The organism is Afipia sp. GW822-FHT03D08 (assembly GCF_058801645.1).
The window spans coordinates 1-17887 of record NZ_JBXANK010000005.1 but is presented as its reverse complement, the minus strand read 5'-3'; the positions used below and the strand labels follow the sequence as shown (position 1 = coordinate 17887).

At 60.1% G+C, this 17887-nt stretch carries 15 protein-coding genes and 1 pseudogene; 1 reads left to right on the top strand and 15 read right to left on the bottom strand.

Annotated features, from left to right (window positions below):
• Positions 1 to 269: 269 nt before the first annotated feature.
• The 5 genes from AC1RM7_RS23590 to AC1RM7_RS23570 form a co-directional block, all read right to left on the bottom strand.
• Positions 270 to 908 carry a TetR/AcrR family transcriptional regulator gene (locus AC1RM7_RS23590; RefSeq protein ID WP_024921745.1) on the bottom strand — a complete coding sequence of 213 codons (639 nt, stop codon included), beginning with the start codon at positions 906 to 908 and terminating at the stop codon, positions 270 to 272.
• Positions 909 to 1008: 100 nt separating this feature from the next.
• Positions 1009 to 1851, bottom strand: a complete 843-nt coding sequence (locus tag AC1RM7_RS23585) for a universal stress protein (protein ID WP_024921746.1) — start codon at positions 1849 to 1851, stop codon at positions 1009 to 1011.
• A 63-nt stretch (positions 1852 to 1914) separates the two neighbouring features.
• Entirely contained in the window at positions 1915 to 2553 is a 639-nt protein-coding gene (locus tag AC1RM7_RS23580) for a hypothetical protein (protein WP_152544225.1), read from the bottom strand.
• Between the two features lie 17 nt (positions 2554 to 2570).
• Positions 2571 to 5726 (bottom strand): efflux RND transporter permease subunit, encoded by a 3156-nt coding sequence (locus AC1RM7_RS23575; RefSeq protein ID WP_024921748.1) that lies wholly within the window; start codon positions 5724 to 5726, stop codon positions 2571 to 2573.
• A 4-nt stretch (positions 5727 to 5730) separates the two neighbouring features.
• Entirely contained in the window at positions 5731 to 6885 is a 1155-nt protein-coding gene (locus AC1RM7_RS23570) for an efflux RND transporter periplasmic adaptor subunit (RefSeq protein WP_024921749.1), read from the bottom strand.
• Between the two features lie 103 nt (positions 6886 to 6988).
• Here AC1RM7_RS23570 and AC1RM7_RS23565 point away from each other — a divergent pair, with 103 nt between their 5' ends.
• Entirely contained in the window at positions 6989 to 7651 is a 663-nt protein-coding gene (locus AC1RM7_RS23565; RefSeq protein ID WP_024921750.1) for a TetR/AcrR family transcriptional regulator, read from the top strand.
• Positions 7652 to 7725: 74 nt separating this feature from the next.
• On the opposite strand, the pseudogene yghU reads toward AC1RM7_RS23565, so the two are convergent.
• From yghU to AC1RM7_RS23515, 10 genes and pseudogenes are all read right to left on the bottom strand, one after another.
• Positions 7726 to 8328: pseudogene (gene yghU / locus AC1RM7_RS23560) on the bottom strand (glutathione-dependent disulfide-bond oxidoreductase); the annotation flags it as partial.
• Positions 8329 to 8695: 367 nt separating this feature from the next.
• Positions 8696 to 9310, bottom strand: a complete 615-nt coding sequence (locus AC1RM7_RS23555) for an SRPBCC family protein (protein ID WP_024921751.1) — start codon at positions 9308 to 9310, stop codon at positions 8696 to 8698.
• Positions 9310 to 10152 carry an XdhC family protein gene (locus tag AC1RM7_RS23550; protein ID WP_024921752.1) on the bottom strand — a complete coding sequence of 281 codons (843 nt, stop codon included), beginning with the start codon at positions 10150 to 10152 and terminating at the stop codon, positions 9310 to 9312. The genes AC1RM7_RS23555 and AC1RM7_RS23550 overlap by 1 nt, the downstream gene beginning before the upstream one ends.
• Before the next feature lie 4 nt (positions 10153 to 10156).
• Complete coding sequence (locus AC1RM7_RS23545) at positions 10157 to 11362, bottom strand: vWA domain-containing protein (RefSeq protein WP_024921753.1); 1206 nt, start codon at positions 11360 to 11362, stop codon at positions 10157 to 10159.
• Between the two features lies 1 nt (position 11363).
• Positions 11364 to 12251 (bottom strand): AAA family ATPase, encoded by an 888-nt coding sequence (locus AC1RM7_RS23540; protein ID WP_024921754.1) that lies wholly within the window; start codon positions 12249 to 12251, stop codon positions 11364 to 11366.
• 55 nt (positions 12252 to 12306) lie between these two features.
• Positions 12307 to 14736 (bottom strand): aerobic carbon-monoxide dehydrogenase large subunit, encoded by a 2430-nt coding sequence (locus tag AC1RM7_RS23535; protein ID WP_024921755.1) that lies wholly within the window; start codon positions 14734 to 14736, stop codon positions 12307 to 12309.
• Positions 14733 to 15233: a (2Fe-2S)-binding protein gene (locus AC1RM7_RS23530; RefSeq protein ID WP_062317106.1), complete on the bottom strand. Its 501-nt coding sequence runs from the start codon at positions 15231 to 15233 to the stop codon at positions 14733 to 14735. Before AC1RM7_RS23530 ends, AC1RM7_RS23535 begins: the two co-directional genes overlap by 4 nt.
• A 23-nt stretch (positions 15234 to 15256) precedes the next feature.
• A complete protein-coding gene (locus AC1RM7_RS23525; RefSeq protein WP_062317107.1) occupies positions 15257 to 16123 on the bottom strand; it encodes an FAD binding domain-containing protein in 867 nt (288 codons plus the stop codon).
• Between the two features lie 170 nt (positions 16124 to 16293).
• Positions 16294 to 17502: an MHYT domain-containing protein gene (locus tag AC1RM7_RS23520; protein WP_492839565.1), complete on the bottom strand. Its 1209-nt coding sequence runs from the start codon at positions 17500 to 17502 to the stop codon at positions 16294 to 16296.
• 130 nt (positions 17503 to 17632) lie between these two features.
• Positions 17633 to 17887, bottom strand: a 255-nt coding sequence (locus tag AC1RM7_RS23515; RefSeq protein ID WP_492943922.1) for an integrase core domain-containing protein, incomplete at its 5' end; no start/stop codon positions are given.

The following is a 17887-nucleotide window of genomic DNA, read 5'->3' as shown; positions in this document are numbered from 1 at the left end:
TTATCTGCCACGCAAGCGGGAGCCGAGTATTCAAGGACGAACAAGGATCAGACGATGACCGTGTACTCGTTGCTCCGCGCCCTGATCCTCCTGATCGTGGGCATTGTTATCGTTGCAACGCCTATTCTTGCGTCATTGTTTTTTGACGAGATCAGCACTGGACATCCGATCACGGGTGGGACTTTAGAGGTCACGCGGTACCCGTAGTCCAAGAGCGCACCATGCGACTCCCAGTCTCTGCCACTGAGGGGATAGCAAGACGGCAATTTTCATAGGACGGTTAAGCGAGCTCCGCTTCGCTGCCTGCCTCCCTGATCGCGACGTCTGCCAATGGCCCTGAAATAAAGCCAAAGGACATGGCTGGCCTCTCGACGAAAATTTAAATTACGATTGGATGTTGCAATTTGAAAGCCGAGACCACGGAGACAGCAGAAAAATAAGGTAGATGCTGCGTGGCAATCAAGCTCCCGATCGATCGCCTTCGATTTGATGGCCAGTCTCAAAAGCCAAAGAAGCTCCCGCTCATGACGCCGATCCAGCTTCTGCGAAATCTTTAGCACATCAGAAAACTCGTAACGCAGACAATCCGACATCATGATCCTGACAACCGCGGGATAACGGACAAAAAACTCAATCAGTTCCAAGAAAATTTCTTCCAGCACGAGCAGAGCCTTGTCGGGAGCGACTTCAGCATGAGATCGAATCCAGATCTTGTCGAGATTCTCTCCAAGCCAATGGGCCGTCGCGGCCCACAAATCCGCTTTGGTCGAAAAATGCTTGAAGATCGTCGCCTGCGACACGCCGGCAGTATCGGCAATCAATTGCGTGCTGATCTCACCGGGGCTGCGCTCGGAAATCAATGACAGAAGAGCACCGACGATTTGCTCGCGGCGCAAGTCAGCGGACATCTTTTTTTTTTGCACTCACGCGCGCGGAATCCCACCCAACGATCTGTCATTCAAAATTCCCTTTCAGCGGTATGCGCAGAGGGTGCCTCACGACATCCTCTCAATGTGCGATGAGCAACGGCATTTCCGCCTTATTCAGCAGAGAGCGCGTAACTCCTCCGAAGATGATCTCACGAGATCGCGAGTGACTGTAGGCGCCAATGACAATAAAATTGATCTTGTTATCTCTGGCAAAATTCAAAATGACATCAGCGACCGGTAAGCCGTTCGAATGCATCTGCTCGACTGTAACATTCACGCCGTGCCTAGCGAGATAAAGTGCGACGTCCGCGCCGGGCTCCTCACCGTGGCGCGGGTTGTCGGCCGCATCTACAACGATCAGCGCGACCGATTGGGCGACTTTAAGGATCGGGAGTGAATCAGTGATCGCGCGCCGTGCTTCGCGACTAGCGTTCCAACCGAGGAGAATACGTTCGGGAACGACCTCGCCTTTCCATTCATCGGGCAGAACAAGAAACGGAACGCCCGTTGTCAGAAGCATCGTCTCCGCCGACCAATACCGCGGCAGTCCACCCGAACCCGGATGTCCAACGATCACCAAGTCGGCATGAAGGGCATGCAGCTTGGCCTGCTCGTCGGCATCCCGCTCTCGGACGACGCGGAATTCGAAGGTAATGTCTTCGCGACTAGAGGCGGCTTCGAAGCGCCTGTCGGCGGTCGCAATTGCGGCGATCTCCTTCGTCCAATGGCGATCGATCAGCGCCTGAATCGCTTTGTGGCCTCTGACGAAGGATTCGGCTGGTTCGACATGCCAACCGGAAGGGGGAACGAAGATCCCGATGAGATGCGCACCGTGGCGAAAAGCGAGCCTAACAGCATACTGCGCCCGGGCGCGTCCGGCGGGCGTCAGATCAAGGAAAACCGCAATGTTCTTAAGAGCCATCAGTCGCACTCCATTGGTCGATTGCGGCAGATGCCCATTTGCTGCCGCCGACGGTGACGGAGGTCAGCCTCGTCGCGTGTCTCTCAGTGACAGGCCAAAGCCAGAGATCGCAATGCCTTGAAACAACGTATCGAAAGCGAGAATGAGCGCCGCCGTCCTCGGCACGACGAGGAGCCACGCAAAGACTATCCACAACGCGCCAAGCGCGGCTACACATCCGGAAGATAGGATCCAGATCGCGCCATCCTCGGGCGACGCTGTTAGGCCTATCCATATCCGGATTGCCCCGCACGCCAACAGCAGAACGCAAATGTAGATCAACGTTGAGATATGCGCGAGATTCTCATCGGAAGACAGCGCTGCGCCCGCAAGGATACAGAGTATCGCATTCACCATCCAATCGACGTAAATGTCTCCTCGCGCGATCCTTGGAACAATTAGGACAATCGCTACGCCGCCGAATATGGCTGAAACACCGCTGAAATAGCCTGGAAATGTCTGAAGTCCGTCGGCAACACCAAGAGTACTGAGTGTGATGAGAATGCCACCGAGAAGTACAAGCCGCAACCAGTCGCTTTCACGGTGGAATCGTGTTCTGAACATTCGGCGATAGCGTTCAATTAAATCGGATGTGTCGATTCCATTCGATATTGTCCAAGATTGAACAAATCGCCTAAACCTCACCTGACCATTGGGCACCATGACGGGACATCCTCGCTTCACGAGCTAACAGCGACATCGGAATGATGCGCGGTCTTGGCTTTTCCGAATCTTGCCTTGAGCTTTTCGCGGGCAGACTGAAAGGTGACGTAGAGCATCGGGATAAGGAAAATCCCGAGCGTGCTGGCCGCGATCATTCCGACGAAGACAGGGGTGGAAACGTTGCGACGCGCGATCATCGACGCGCCGTCCGCCCAGACCAGCGGGACGAGGCCGAGGATGAAGGCAATCGATGTCATCATCACCGCACGGAAGCGAAGCTTGGCGCCGAGTTCGGCGGCTTCCTTGATCCCGAGACCGTGCTCGCGCTGCTCCTTGGCAAACTCGATGATGAGAATGCCGTTCTTGGCCGCCAGAGCGATCAGCACGACGAGACCGATTTGCGCATAGAGATCGAGGGTGACCTTGGCGATTAAGACGCCGACAAAGGCCCCGAGAACCCCGATTGTAACCGACAGCAGGACCGGCACCGGAATGGTCCAGCTCTCATACAGCGCGACGAGGAAGAGATAGGCGAACAGTAGCGCCAAACCCAGGATGATGGCGGTCTGCCCTTCGGCCTGCTGTTCCTGATAGGCCGTTCCAGTCCATTCGAAGGCGTAGCCCGGCGGCAATGTCTTGGCCGTGACCGCAGCCATCGCCTTCATGGCATCGCCCGAGGAAACGCCGGGAGCCGGCGAGCCCATGACCGTCACGGCGCGGTAGTTGTTATAGCGCGTGATCACCGCGGGGCCGACGATCGTGCGCAGTTGCGCGATCGCCTCCAACGGCACCATGGTTCCGACGCTGTTGCGGACATAGATGTCCCAAAGCGCCGGAATGTCCCGGCGATTTTCGGCATCGGCCTGGAGATTGACTTGCCAGGTGCGGCCGAAGAGGTTGAAATCGTTGATGTAGGATCCGCCCAGTGTGGTCTGGAGCGCCGCGAAGATGTCGCCGATGCCGACGCCAAGGGCCTGCGCTTTCTCGCGGTCAATATCGAGAAACAGCGAGGGCGCGTTCGCGCCGTAGGTACTGAAGACCCGGCTGAGCTTGGGATCCTGATTGGCGGCACCGATCAGGCCGTTGGTCAAGCTTCCCAATGCGGCGGGCTCGGCACCTTCCAATGACTCCAACATGAGTTCAAAGCCGCCGCCGGTCGATAGGCCAACCACGGGAGGCAAATTGAAAGGCAGGACGGATGCCGTGCGGATTTGCTGGACAGCGCCGAACATCTGCCCAATCAGCACCTGCGCCTTGGCGGTGGCGGCGGTGCGGTCCTGAAACGGCTTGAGCTTGGCGATCATGAACGCGTTGTTGCTGGCGGCGACACCGTCCAGCAGCGAGTAGCCGATGACGGCTACGACATCCTGGACGGGCGATAGGCCGGTCAGGAGTTTTTCAACCTCTCGCACGGTCTCGCCTGTGCGCGCGACCGAGGCGCCGTCGGGCAACTGCACGTTGACGAAGAAGGCACCTTGATCCTCCTCTGGCAGGAAGCCGGTCGGCGTGATCGCACTAAGGCCGGCGATGCCGACGCCGCTGGCGACAACGATCACGATCGACACCACCGAGAGCCGCAAAGTCTTGCGAACGATCCAAGCGTAGCCGTCGCGCGTGCTGTCGATCTTGCGGCTGATCCAGCCCATGACGCCGCGCTTGGGACCGCTGTGCCGCAGGAAGACGGCGCAGAGAGCCGGCGATAGGGTCAGAGCATTGATCGCCGAGATCAGCATCGACACGGCGATGGTTACGGCGAACTGACGGAACAGTTCGCCAGAGATACCAGGAATGAAGCCAATCGGCACGAACACAGAGAGAAGCACGAGGGTGATGGCGATGATCGGCGCGGTGACCTGCGCCATCGCCTTCTTCGTGGCCTCGGCAGGGGTGAGCGTCGGCTCTTCTTCCATCACGCGCTCGACGTTCTCGACCACGACGATAGCGTCATCGACGACAATGCCGATGGCAAGAACGAGCGCCAGAAGTGAGACCGTGTTGGCGGAATAGCCTAGCATCAGCATGACGGCGAAAGTGCCGATCAGGCTGACCGGCACGGCCACGATGGGAACGATGGTGGCGCGCAGATTACCGAGGAAGACGAAGACGACGATCGCCACCAGGACGAACGCTTCGATGAGGGTATGGATGACTGCCTTGATCGTCTCGTTCACGAACTCGGTGGAGTCGTACATCACACGAACCTTGAGGCCTTCGGGGAACCGGCCCTGCAGCACATCGAGCTTTTTATTGACCGCTGCCGCGGTCGCCAGCGCATTGGCGCCAGGCGACATGAAGATGGCCAACCCGACGGCGGGATCGCCATTGACCCTGGAGTTCGTGTCTTCGTTCTGCGCGCCGAGCTCGACGCGGGCAACATCGGCGATGCGAAGCAGCGACCCGTCAGGATTGGCTCGCAGCACGATCGCACCGAACTCCTGCGGCGTGGAGAGACGCCCCTGCGTCTGCACGTTGAGCTGAAAACGTTGATCATCGGGCACCGGCCGCGCGCCAATGCGTCCGACGGGAGCCTGCACACTCTGGGACTGGATGGCTCGAACCACGTCCGAAGGGGCCAGGCCAAGGCTCGACAGCCGTTCGACGTCGAACCAGATGCGCATGGAATAGTTCATGCGGCTGAACAAGGTCGCCGAACCGACGCCCGGGGTGCGGGATAACTCGTCCAGCACATTGATCGTGGCGTAGTTCGTCATGAACAGCGTGTCGTATTTCTGTCCCGGGCTGAAGATGGAAATAAACTGCAGTATCGAGGTGGATTGTTTTTTCACCGCCAGGCCGAGCGCCCGCACTTCTGCCGGAAGCTGCGCAAGCGCAGTCTGCACGCGATTGTTCACATTGACGGTGTTGATGTCGGGATCGGTTCCAAGGCCGAAGCTCACATTGAGAGTGTAGGAGCCGTCATTGCCGTTGGTGCTCTTCATGTAGAGCATCTTGTCGACACCGATCACTTTCGATTCGATCGGTTGTCCTACAGTCGATTCCACGACCTCGGCCGATGCGCCGGGATAGTTGGCGGTCACCTGGACCTGAGGTGGCACGATGTCGGGAAGCTGTGCGACCGGAATGCGCATCAGTGCGAGACCGCCGGCCAACGTCATGAGAATGGAAATGACGATGGCCAAACGCGGCCGGTCGATGAACGTGTTGGAGATCATGACCTCACCCCCGCTTGCCGGATTGCGGAGTAGGCGCCAGAGCTTGCGCCGGCGCCGGCATGACCGGCGTATTCGGCCGCACACGCTGGATGCCCTCGGTGATGACCCGTTCGCCCGTGCTGAGCCCATCGATGATTGAGGCGACACCGGCTGTGGACTGACCGAGCTTCACCCGCCGCTGAAGTGCGATGTCTTTCTCCCCCACCACGTAAACGAAGTCGCCCTGCTGATCGCTCAGCACCGCGGAGCGGGGAATGGCGAGGACATTGCGCGGCTTGATCGTCTCCAAAACCACGCGCACCAACTGATCGTTGGTCAGTTCGCGCCCTCCGGCCGGCACGACAGGATTGGGAATGGTGGCGCGCAGAACGATCGAGTCGGTGTCACGTGCGACATTGATGTCGACGAAGTCGAGCTTACCCACCTGCCGATAGAGACGATCATCCGACAGCCGCAGACGAATCTGGACAGCGTCGAAACCGCCTTCCTTGGCCAGACGCTCGCGCAAATCGAGCAGACGCCGCACCGACATGGGAAAGCTAACGTAGATCGGATCCTGACCGACAATGGTTGCAAGCGGGCCGGAGGTCGGGCCGACGACATTGCCGACCGTGATGGACGTCCGTCCGATACGGCCGTCGATCGGAGAGCGGATCTCCGTATAGGCCAGGCTGATCTCCGCCTGGTCGAGTTGGGCTTTCGCGGCTCTCACCTGCGCGGCCGCCGTCCTTTGCGCCGCTCGCGCGTTGTCGGCGGCGGTCTGGCTTCCCGACTCGCTCTTCAGCAATTGCTCGGCCCGGCCGAGCGCGAGGTTGGCGTTGTCCAATTGAGCTTGTGCCTGAGCCACAGCGGCTCGGGCGGCCTCAACGCTTGCTTCGAACGGGGCACGCTCAAGCTGAAACAGCAGATCTCCCGTCTTAACCTCAGCACCCTCGGCAAAGAACTTTCTGTCGAGAAAGGCTGTCACCCGCGGCAGGAGATCGACTTTATTGATCGCTTGGATCCGCCCGTTGATCTCCGTCGTTTCGGCAATAGCCTTCAATTCGGTCGTGATGACGCCGACCGCGGGCGGCCCGCCACCGCCCATTTGAGCCGTTGCCGGATTAGCCATTGCTAAAATCAAAGTGACGACTGCGAGATAACGAAAAGTAGGCTGCATGAGGCTGTTGTCCGGGATTGGCGAATTGGCGGTAGCTCCGCGGCTATAGTTCAACTATACATACGTACCGTATGTTTGTAAATGATGATAAGGAGACGCAGGTATGCGGCGCAGCAAGGAGGACGCGGCGGAAACGCGGCGGCAAATCATGACCGCGGCGGAGGAGCTCTTTCTGGAAAAGGGCTATGAAGACGTCTCACTCGACCAGATCGCTGCCACCGCGGGCGTTACCCGGGGTGCTGTGCACTTCCACTTCCGCAACAAGCAGGGCCTGCTGTTCGCGATTCGCGACGAGCTGCCACGGCCGATGCAGGGATTGGCTGAGCGGCTGGCGGCTGGCACCTCGCTAGACCCCCTTACGGAACTGGGGGAAATTCTCGAAAACAACTGCATCCGATTGCAAAGGGATCCGCGTCAGAAGCGGATTCTAAAGGTGATCCTGCAGGCGGATTGGGCCTCGCCGCCCGATGACGGGAGCGATCTTCAGCGTCAGTTCCGCGGCGCGTTGATCAAGATATTCGAAGCGGCGCAGAAGAACGCGGCCCTGCCCGCTCCCTGGACACCCAAGTCGGCGGCGATTGCCTTTAACGCGATGATGAACGGATTGATCAGCGAGTGGGCCCGCGGACAAACTGATTTTGAGCTCGTCCCGGATGCGATCGCAATCGTACGGACGATCTTGGAGGCTTGGGGTGCACCTCCGCAGTTGGAGGAACTAGTGAGCCCGACGAGTCTCGTCGAAGCACATAAAGACCATCCGGAATAAACGATCTGCGATGACCATTGCACGCCGATCAGGGTCCCCTTTGCTTAACGATTGACAATTGATCGCCTGGTTCATCAGCTCAGAGCTTGCAGCTTGTCCTGGGTTTTCGTCAGGAAATCGTCTGCGTCATGGCGTTCATGCAGCTGGCTAGAGAGTTCGCCGACGGCGGCGATTGACCATGCGCCCCCCGTTGTACAGCCGGACGTGCTGCAATGGCACCGGCCCAGCGTCGCACGTTCTTGTAGTCCTGCACCTGGAGGAACTCTGCCGCGTTATAAAGCTGCCCCTGGACCACGGCGCCGTACCAGGGCCACGTGGCGATATCCGCTACGGTATAGGCGTCGCCCGCCATATACTCGGTCTCGCTGAGCCGGCGGTCGAGCACGTCAAGCTGGCGTTTCACCTCCATCGCATAGCGATCAATCGCATATTCGATCTTCACGGGAGCGTAGGTGTAAAAGTGGCCGAACCCGCCGCCAAGCAAGGGTGCGCTGCCCATTTGCCAAAACAGCCAGGACAGGCACTCGATGCGGGCGGCATTGTCTACGGGCAGGAACGCTCCGAACTTTTTCGGCGAGGTACATCAGGATGGCTCCCGACTCGAAAACCCGGACCGGCGTCGGACCGCTCAGGTCCATCAGCGCCGGGATTTTGGAGTTCGGGTTCACTTTGACGAATATCATTCGGTCGACAGCGCAGAAGGCGTGTTTCTTTGAAGCCGTCCGCCGCAGAACGTTGATTTGCTGCCGCAGCACCCAAATCTCTGCCTCGAGCGTTGCCCGCGATCGAAACAGATCGACAACCGTCCAACCCATGAGCCTGAAAAGATCCCTCATCGCACAACTGCATCGCCCGATTCTCGGTCACCCACCAGCCAGATGAGGTTTGCGACAGGGAGCCGCGACAAGCCGTAGGGCGAAGCGAAGAAGAGCTGTATTCGCGCGCACTTAGAGCCGATGGCGCGTTTTGTTGCGGCCAGAATTAGGAAATTGCATTTCAGAACAAATGATGTGCGATTCCTGGCGAGCCACTTATTGGAGCCAGTTAGGTGCTGGAGGAACAGATCGATCCCATCAGTGAATCGTGTTGGGCATGCACGTGCCCATTGATGCAACACCAATGGGCTCCGATCACCAGACCGAACGCGATGACGCTGAGCGCGCCAGCGATCTTGCCGAGCCAGCCCTTCTTCTCCACGGGCTCAGCATCTGAAACAGCGGCGGGTCCGACGATACTGCTGAATTTCTCAAAGAACTCCCCTGCAAGCTTGGTGGCCGTCGCATCGATCAATCGCCCGCCGAGTTGCGCGAGCTTTCCGCCGACATCCGCCTTCACGCTATAGTGCAGAATGGTCGCACTGCCGGCAGCCTCGAGTTTCACCGCCGCGCTACCCTTGGCGAACCCCGCCATACCTCCAGCGCCCTCGCCCGTGATGGTATAGCCGTTCGGAGGATCAAAATCGGACAAAGTCACTTTGCCGGTGAATGATGCCTTCACCGGGCCAACCCTCAGCGTGACCTTGGCATTCATTTCGCTGTCCGACGTCTTTTCGATAGATTCACATCCGGGAATGCATTGCCTGAGAACGTCGACATCGTTGAGCGCGGCATAGACTTTCTCGCGCGACGCTTCGATGCGCTGCGAACCGATCATATCCATCAGAGTCGTCCTTCTTCCTGCTGTTCCGCCCGCCGCTGTCCGCGACGACGCACCTCGACCATCTCCGCAACGATCGACAAAGCAATTTCATCCGGCGTGATCGCGCCGAGATCGAGCCCGGCGGGCGCCCGCAAGGTTTCCAACTGTGATGGCGGCACGCCTTTAGCAGCCAGTTCGTCCTTCAGCACCGCCGCCTTCTTGCGCGAGCCGACGAAGGCCACATAGGCCGATGGAGCGGCTAATGCCGATTTCAGCGCCACGGTGTCGCCGCGGCCCTGCGTCGCCACGATCACATATCGACCGCTGCCGCTGTCGGGTGGAATCTCATAACCATCGATCAGCCTGTCGGTATCGCTAAACACCGCATGGTCCAATGCCGGGGCACAGACCGAGACGAAGAATCCCATGCGTTGGGCGATGGCGGCAATAGCCACTGCCACTGGCGATGCACCGCAGACATAAAGTTGCGGGCGCGGCAGGATCGGCTCGACGAAAATGTCCATGGTGCCGTGGCTCGGGCACATGTTGTTGGCATAGAGCACGCCCTCGCGCGCCTCGCCCGCCTTAACGCCGTGCTCTTCCAATACGCCCTTCGGCTGCACGCTGATAAGACGGGGCTGTCCATCGGAGAGAGATTGCCGCGCCGCCTTCAGTACATTGGCTCTTGCACAGCCGCCGCCGATCCAACCCGCCGTCATGGTGCCGTCGCCGAGGATCACGGCTTTCGCGCCCGCCTTCGCCGCGGTCAGCGACACCGTGCGCACCACCGTCGCCAGCGCGAACGGTTCGCCGCGCGCTTTCATGTCGTTGACAAGATCGAGGACATCCGGAGCGAGTGTCATGATCTCAAATCCTTGCCAGATAGGGTTCGAGCGCCTGCAGACTCTCAAGATTGTGCGCCGGCGCGAACAGATCGATATGGGGCAGCGCTGCCTTCATCCCCGCGGCTTCCGGCGCGTAGTCGCGCCAGCCGATCATCGGATTGAGCCAGGCGATGCGGCGGCAGCGGCGGCGCAAGGCGGCCATCTCCCTGCCCAATTGTTCAGCCGGTCCGGTGTCGTAACCGTCGGACACGATCATGACGCAGGTGCGCGAATGGATCGCGCGCCTGGCGTGCCACCGGTTGAAAGTGGCGAGCGATTCACCGATCCGTGTCCCGCCGCCGACGCCCTCCGCCAGCAGCGACATGCGTTCAACCGCGCGCGTCGCATCGCGCTCCCGCAGCGCGGGTGAAATATGAATCAGCCGCGTGTGAAACACGAACGCTTCCGCCTCGCGGAAGTTGTCGAGAATTCCGTGCATAAAGCGCAGGAACACCGCCGAATACATGCTCATCGAGCCGGAGGCATCAAGCAGCACGACCAGCCGCAGCGGCTTGTTCTTGCGCTGACGCCAGACCAGTTCCATCGGTGCGCCACCGTGGGCGATGCTCTTGTGGATCGTGCGGCGCAGGTCGATGCGCCGTCCGGCATTGCGCGCCTGTTCGCGGCGGGTCAACCGCACGCGCATGGCCTTCGCCAGCCGCGCCGCAACCGCATGAGCCTCGGCAAGATCGGATGGATTGGCAAGATGACGGAAATCAGCCTTGGCCAGCGCCTCCGCGCGGGATGCGCCCTCGCGCAGGCCGGGGCTGTTCTCGTCCATCTCATTATCCGGGCCGGGCCGCCGCTGAACACTGTCGGGGGCTCCATCCGGATTGCCGGGCCGGTCGCCCGATTTGGTGCTGTCCTGTCCGGGCGGATTCTTCTGCAGCACGCCGGAAATACGGGTTGCGGATTTCATGCCGCGCCCCAGCCAAAACGCGTCGAAAATCTCGTCAAACTTCTCCCAGTCGGCCTTGTTGCTGCACAACAGCGCCCGCAATGCCGGACGGAGACGTGATGGCGTCGATGAAGCCGAGCCGCTGAGCACAATAAGCGCATCTCCGATTTCAGCGAGACCGACGACAAACCCGTTGTCACGCAGGACGCGCACGAAATCGCCGAGCTTGCGGCGCGCGCCCACGCCCGCCGGAGCGGAATCCGTCTTTCGAATGGCCGCGCTGTTTTTCATGTCAGGCCACCTTGCCGAGCAAGCGGTCGGATACCTCGCGCGTCATGCGCGACTTGTCCTCGGCCGTCTTGATGAGGCACATCATGGTCTCGAAGACGACTTCGGGTTCGGCCCGCAGTTCGTCGACGCCGAGACCGGCCAGCGCCGCGGCCCAATCGAGAGTCTCGGCGATACCGGGGGTTTTCCGCAGATCCTCCTTGCGGATCGCCTCGACCATGCGCGCGATCTGCAACGCCAGCGCCACATCGATCTGCGGCATGCGTGCGATGATAATGCGCGCCTCGCGGTCAACGTCGGGGAAATCGACATAGTGATAAAGACAGCGGCGACGCAATGCATCGGACAGTTCGCGCGTACCATTGGAGGTCAGCACGACCTGCGGGATCGTGGTGGCGCGGATGGTGCAAAGTTCGGGGATCGAAACCTGATAGTCGGATAGCAATTCCAGCAAGAACGCCTCGAATTCTTCGTCCGCGCGATCAACTTCGTCGATCAGCAGCACCGGCGATTTCGGCTGGCGGATCGATGCCAGTAGCGGACGTTCCAGCAGGAATTTTTCCGAGAAGATATGATCCTCGATGACATCGACGTTATCGATTTGCGTTTCCCGCACCTTGATCGCCAACAACTGCCGCTGGTAGTTCCATTCGTACAGCGCGGCGTTCTGGTCGAGGCCCTCATAGCATTGCAGGCGAATGAGTCTCGCATCGTTCGCCCGCGCCAGCGCCAGCGCGACCTCGGTCTTGCCGACGCCCGCCTCGCCTTCCAGCAGCAACGGACGCGACAGGCTCTCCATCAGCCAGACAGCCGTCGCGAGATCACGGTCCGGGATATAGCCCGCGGAGGCCAGTCTCTCGGCAATCCTGTCTCGTTCAGCATGATGACGCATGGGCTATTTCCATGCCGCCCGCCATTCGCGGGCGGCGACGTGTTGTCGGCGCACGCTAGACGTGCAGACCGAGCCGTTCGCCGACCTTCCATAGCCGCCAGGCATCGTGCGGCATCTGGATGTGGCCCGCATTCAAAAATGCAAAGGCATCGTTCACCGCATTCGAGAAACACGGCACGCCGCCGACATGCGGACTTTCACCGACGCCCTTGGCCCCGATTGGATGATGCGGCGACGGGGTGACGGTGTAGTCGGTTTCCCATTTCGGAGTCTCCACAGCGGTCGGCAGGAAGAAATCCATAAACGACGCCCCCATGACATTGCCCTGCTCGTCGTAGTGAATCTCCTGCCCCATCGCGACGGCGAAGGCTTCGGTGAGACCGCCGTGAACCTGTCCCTCGATGATCATTGGATTGATGCGGGTGCCGCAGTCGTCCAGCGCATAGAAGCGCCGGGTTTTAGCGACACCGGTATCGACGTCGATGTCCATGACGCAGAAATACGCGCCGAACGGATAAGTCATGTTCGGAGGATCGTAATAGTTCACCGCCTCCAGGCCCGGTTCGAGATTCGGCGGCGGACTGTTGTACGACGCCCACGCAATCTCCTTCATGGTCTTGAATTTTTCCGGAAGGCCCTTCACGCGGAAACGATCCACATCCCATTCGAGATCGCCTTCATGCACTTCGAGCATGTGGGCTGCGATCATCTGCGCCTTGGCCTTGATCTTTCGCGCGGCGACGGCGGTGGCAGCGCCGGCGGTTGGCGTCGAGCGCGACCCGTAGGTACCGAGCCCGTAAGGTGCGGTGTCGGTGTTACCCTCCTCGATCATGATGTTGTCGGCGGGAATGCCGAGTTCCGTGGCGATGATCTGGGCGTAGGTCGTCTCATGCCCCTGCCCCTGGCTCTTCGTGCCCATACGCGCGATGATCGATCCGGTCGGATGAATGCGGATTTCAGCGGAGTCGAACATGGCGACGCCGAGAATGTCGCAATTCTTCGACGGACCGGCGCCGACGATCTCGGTGAAGAACGAGATACCGATGCCCATTAATTCACGGGTTTCGCCGCGCTTGAAGGCTTCCTGCTTTTGCTTCTGCTCGACGCGCAGCGCGCGATAGCCGACTGTATCCATCGCCTTCTTCATGGCGAGCGGATAGTTGCCGCTATCGTACTCCCATCCGAGCGGCGCGTGATACGGAAACTGCTCCGGCTGGATGAAGTTCTTGATGCGCAGGTCCGCCGAGTCCATGCCGAGCCGCTGCGCCAGCGTCTCGATGGCCCGCTCGATGGCATAGACCGCTTCCGTCACCCGGAACGAGCAACGATAGGCGACGCCGCCGGAGGCCTTGTTGGTGTAGACGCCGTCCACCGAAAGATACGCCACCGGCATGTCGTAGGAGCCGGTGCAGATATTCATGAAACCCGCCGGCCATTTCGACGGATCGGCGCAGGCGTCGAACGCGCCGTGATCGGCCAGCACATGACAGCGCATGGCGAGAAGCTTGCCGTCCTTGGTAGCCGCAAGCTCCGTGGTCATGTGATAGTCGCGCGCGAAGGACGTCGTGGAGAGATTCTCCATCCGGTCCTCGACCCACTTCACCGGCACACCAAGCACGATGGACGCGACCACTGAGCAGACATAGCCGGCATACGCGCCGACCTTATTGCCGAAGCCGCCGCCGATGTCCGGCGCAATGACGTGAATCTTGTGTTCCGGCAGGCCTGAGATCAGCGACACCACGGTGCGGATGACGTGCGGTGCCTGGAAGGTGCCCCACAGCGTCAGTTCGCCCCTGATCTTGTCCATCGAGGCCACGCACTGGCAGGTTTCAAGCGGCGACGGATGCACGCGCTGATAGGTGAACGTGTCCTTCGAGACAACATCGGCCTTGGCGAAGACGTCGTCAGTTTCGTCCTTGTTGCCGATGTCCCAGAAGAAAATGTGGTTGGGATGTTTGCGCGGCCCATGCGCGCCGGTCATCTTGTCCTTGATGTCCTCGCGCAAAACCGGCGCATCCGGCTCCATCGCCTTGAATGGATCGACCAGCGGCGGCAGCGGTTCGTATTCGACCTCGACGAGCTCGATCGCGTCCGCCGCGATGTAGCGGTCCTTCGCTACCACGAACGCGATTTCCTGATTCTGGAACAGCACTTTCTCGTCGGCGAGCACCGCCTGCACGTCGCCGGCCAGCGTCGGCATATAGTGCAGGTTGAGCGGCTTGAGGTCGGCGGCGGTCAACACCGCCAGCACACCCGGCAGCGCCTTGGCCTTCGATGTGTCGATGCTCTTGATGCGAGCGTGCGCATGGGACGAGCGCACGAAATCGCCGAACAGCATGCCCGGCAGCTTCAGATCGTCGACATAGTTGCCCTTACCCTGCGTGAAGCGAATATCCTCGACGCGCTTGCGCTTGCACCCCATGCCCTGGAGTTTTTCGGCACGCTCGGCGCTGGTGAGTTCAATCGGAGTCTGGACGTTCATTCTGCAGCCTCCTGGAAAGGCACGCCATTAATCTTGGCGGCCGCGTACTGGATCGCTTTCACGATGTTCTGGTAACCGGTGCAGCGGCAGAGATTCCCCGAGATGCCGTAGCGGATTTCCTCTTCGGTCGGATTAGGATTTTCCTGCAGCAGGCGATGAGAGCGCATGATCATGCCCGGCGTGCAGAAACCGCACTGCAAGCCGTGCATCATGCGGAAGCCCTCCTGCAACGCACTCAGCGTGCCGTCGGCGGCCGCCATGCCTTCAACGGTGGTGATAGAGGCGCCATGGGCCTGAATGGCGAATGTCGTACAGCTTTTCACCGACATGCCGTCGAGATCGACGGTGCACGCGCCACAATGGCTGGTGTCGCAGCCGATATGCGTGCCGGTGAGGTTCTGTTGTTCGCGGATGAAGTGGATCAGCAGCGTGCGCGGTTCGACCAACGCTTCCACTGGCTGCCCATTGATCGTCAGTTCAATGTGGGCTTTTGCCATGTTTGGATTTTCTCCCTGAATTCTTAGTTCTTGGCGCGGGCTCTGGCCCGCTCGACGGCACGGCGCAGCATGACGCCCGCCATCTTGGTGCGATATTCCGCAGGACCACGCCCATCCGACGCCGGACTGGTGATCGCCTCGGCAGCCGCCACAGCCTTGTCGAGCGCCGCCTTGTCGAGCGACGTGCCGACCAGCGCCTTCGCGGCCTCTTCGGCCCACAGCGGCGTGTCCGCGACGTTGGTCAGACCGACGGAGGCCGACGTGCATTTTCCTCCGCTCACGGTCAGAATCACCGCCGCTGCGGCGGTCGCGTAGTCGCCGATCTTCCGCTTCAGCTTTTCGTAGGCATAGCCATGTCCGGCAGGAGGCGCCGGAATCCGAATGGCCGTGAGAATTTCTCCGGTCTCAAGAGCCGTAAAGTATGCGCCCTGGTAGTAATCACGCGCCGCAACCTTCCGGCCCCCCTTCGGCCCGGTGAGTTCGTAAGCAGCGCCGAGACACTGCATCAGCGCTGGCATATCGTTGCCGGGATCGCCATTGGCGGCGTTGCCACCGATGGTACCCATGTAACGAATCTGAGGGTCGGCGATCAGCAGCGAAGTCTCGCGGATGATCGGCAGTTTGGCGGCCAGCAGGTCGGAAGCGATCAGCGTGTGCTGGGTGGTCATCGCTCCAATGACGATGTCGCCTCCCTCTTCCCGGATGCCCTTGAGGTCACCGATGTCCCTCAGATCGACCAGATGTTCCGGCGTTGCCAGCCGGGTTTTCATCATCGGGATCAGACTATGGCCGCCTGCCAGGGGGCGGGCGTCTTCGCCAAGCTTCACCAGAAGCGCGACGGCATCCGCGACGGATTTCGGACGATGGTAGTCAAATGCACCAGGAATCACGGTTACCTCCCCAGGTTACCCGCGCCCCAGACCGCTGACGGGTCCGGTTTACATCAGCGCAACGCCTAGAAGGCCAAGCCGTTTAGAAACATTCAAGAACAGGCGCACCAGAGATCGCTTTTCGGCACCAAACGCGACAACCGCGCACGAACTGCGTCAGTGACACTGTCTTAATTCTCCCGCGTCTGAAGATATTCGGTGAGTTGCGCGCGCAATTGCGGGAGCCGACCCCGACTCACAGGCACTGACCGGCGCACCGGCGAATCGAGATCTGCGATTCCGTTGTCCCCCGCACGCTTCAGGCGAGCCACACGCTGAATGTTGACAATGTAGCTGCGGTGCACACGGAAAAACGTATCAGGCGGTAGCCGTCCGATAATCTCGCCAATCGAAAGCGGGCAGAAGATGTCCTCCCGGCCGTTGAACACATAAGTATAGTGTGAGTTGGCGTGGACCGAGAAGATATCGGCGGTGTTGATGGTCTTGCTGCCGCGATACTTCTCGACCGGAAGGGTCGCTTCATAGGCCGTGGCGTTGGACTTCACCAGCGTTGGCGCATCGGCGACCGCAAATTCCGCGAGGGAAGCTGAGACAGACGTCACGGTATCTGGCGCGGTCGGGGCCGGAACGCGGTCGGACTCGTTCGCCTCCGGCGCGATCACAGAATCGGCGGCGGTTTCGCGTTGATCGGGAACCAGCGCAAGCATGAAGACGCCCGACACCAGAAAAGCAACGACGCTGACGATCACCGCCAGAAGGTCGCCTGATATTGCGGGCGTGCCTAACGGCAATGTCCCAACAATCGGGTGCAGAGTGAGCCCCGCCATCGCGGTATAGTGCATTCCCGAGATCGCGCAGCCGAGAACCGCCGCACAAACGATCAGCGGCGGCCTCGTTTCGGAAGCGAACGCCAGCCAAAGCGCCAGGCCCGACGCAAGAACGGCGATCAGCACGCTCGCCAGCACATAAACCGGGTTGTGCATCATGTGGGCGCTGGCATGGAGCGCCAGCATCCCGATGTAATGCATCGAGGCGATCCCGACGCCCATCACCGTGGCCGCAATGAAAAGCAGCCGTTGCGAGCGCAATGTCGCCAGATAGACCGCGATTCCGACCACCAGCACGCAAACGAGGAACGACAGCAGCGTCGGGAGCACCACATAATCGACGGTGACGGGCAGTCTTGCCGCCAGCATGCCGACGAAATGCATCGCCCAGATGCCGACAGCAAACGACAGCGCCGCGCCTGCGATCAGCAGGCGGCGGTTCAGTGCAAACGCCTGCGAAACGCGAAGCGCCAGATTCAGGCCGACGAAGCTTGCCTGTATCGCCACGAGCAGTGACAGGGCAACCAGCGTCGGATCATGTTCGATGGGCATATCCCAGCGTCCTTGTCCGAATTTCAGCGAACCTAAAGCGACGCGTCAAAAAAAATCAACCAGCTTGCGCTTGTTCGAAACAATTCCGCGCCGCCTTGACCGGCCCCCACTGAGTGGTCCGATTGGAATGTTAGTTTAGAGATTGCATTTTGACTATCTCCTTTGGTGCTGGCCAGACGAGGGCCTCGGGTGCCGGCGGTCGATATCCCAGCGATGAGTGTGGACGCACCGTGTTGTAGTGGCGTCGCCAATTCTCGATCACGATCTGTGCCTCCTTCAATGTGTAGAAGATCTCGCCGTTGAGCAGCTCATCGCGCAGCTTGCCGTTGAAGCTCTCGCAATAGCCATTCTCCCACGGACTGCCCGGCTCGATGTAAGCGGTCCT

What these genes read in the sequence shown, in the direction of transcription:
- AC1RM7_RS23565 (WP_024921750.1), top strand. Translation starts at nt 6,989, where the DNA reads ATGCGGCGCAGCAAGGAGGACGCGGCGGAAACGCGGCGGCAAATCATG.
- AC1RM7_RS23555 (WP_024921751.1), bottom strand. Translation starts at nt 9,310, where the DNA reads ATGGATATGATCGGTTCGCAGCGCATCGAAGCGTCGCGCGAGAAAGTC.
- AC1RM7_RS23530 (WP_062317106.1), bottom strand. Translation starts at nt 15,233, where the DNA reads ATGGCAAAAGCCCACATTGAACTGACGATCAATGGGCAGCCAGTGGAA.
- AC1RM7_RS23535 (WP_024921755.1), bottom strand. Translation starts at nt 14,736, where the DNA reads ATGAACGTCCAGACTCCGATTGAACTCACCAGCGCCGAGCGTGCCGAA.
- AC1RM7_RS23575 (WP_024921748.1), bottom strand. Translation starts at nt 5,726, where the DNA reads ATGATCTCCAACACGTTCATCGACCGGCCGCGTTTGGCCATCGTCATT.
- AC1RM7_RS23540 (WP_024921754.1), bottom strand. Translation starts at nt 12,251, where the DNA reads ATGCGTCATCATGCTGAACGAGACAGGATTGCCGAGAGACTGGCCTCC.
- AC1RM7_RS23570 (WP_024921749.1), bottom strand. Translation starts at nt 6,885, where the DNA reads ATGCAGCCTACTTTTCGTTATCTCGCAGTCGTCACTTTGATTTTAGCA.
- AC1RM7_RS23585 (WP_024921746.1), bottom strand. Translation starts at nt 1,851, where the DNA reads ATGGCTCTTAAGAACATTGCGGTTTTCCTTGATCTGACGCCCGCCGGA.
- AC1RM7_RS23590 (WP_024921745.1), bottom strand. Translation starts at nt 908, where the DNA reads ATGTCCGCTGACTTGCGCCGCGAGCAAATCGTCGGTGCTCTTCTGTCA.
- AC1RM7_RS23545 (WP_024921753.1), bottom strand. Translation starts at nt 11,362, where the DNA reads ATGAAAAACAGCGCGGCCATTCGAAAGACGGATTCCGCTCCGGCGGGC.
- AC1RM7_RS23520 (WP_492839565.1), bottom strand. Translation starts at nt 17,502, where the DNA reads ATGCCCATCGAACATGATCCGACGCTGGTTGCCCTGTCACTGCTCGTG.
- AC1RM7_RS23550 (WP_024921752.1), bottom strand. Translation starts at nt 10,152, where the DNA reads ATGACACTCGCTCCGGATGTCCTCGATCTTGTCAACGACATGAAAGCG.
- AC1RM7_RS23580 (WP_152544225.1), bottom strand. Translation starts at nt 2,553, where the DNA reads ATGGTGCCCAATGGTCAGGTGAGGTTTAGGCGATTTGTTCAATCTTGG.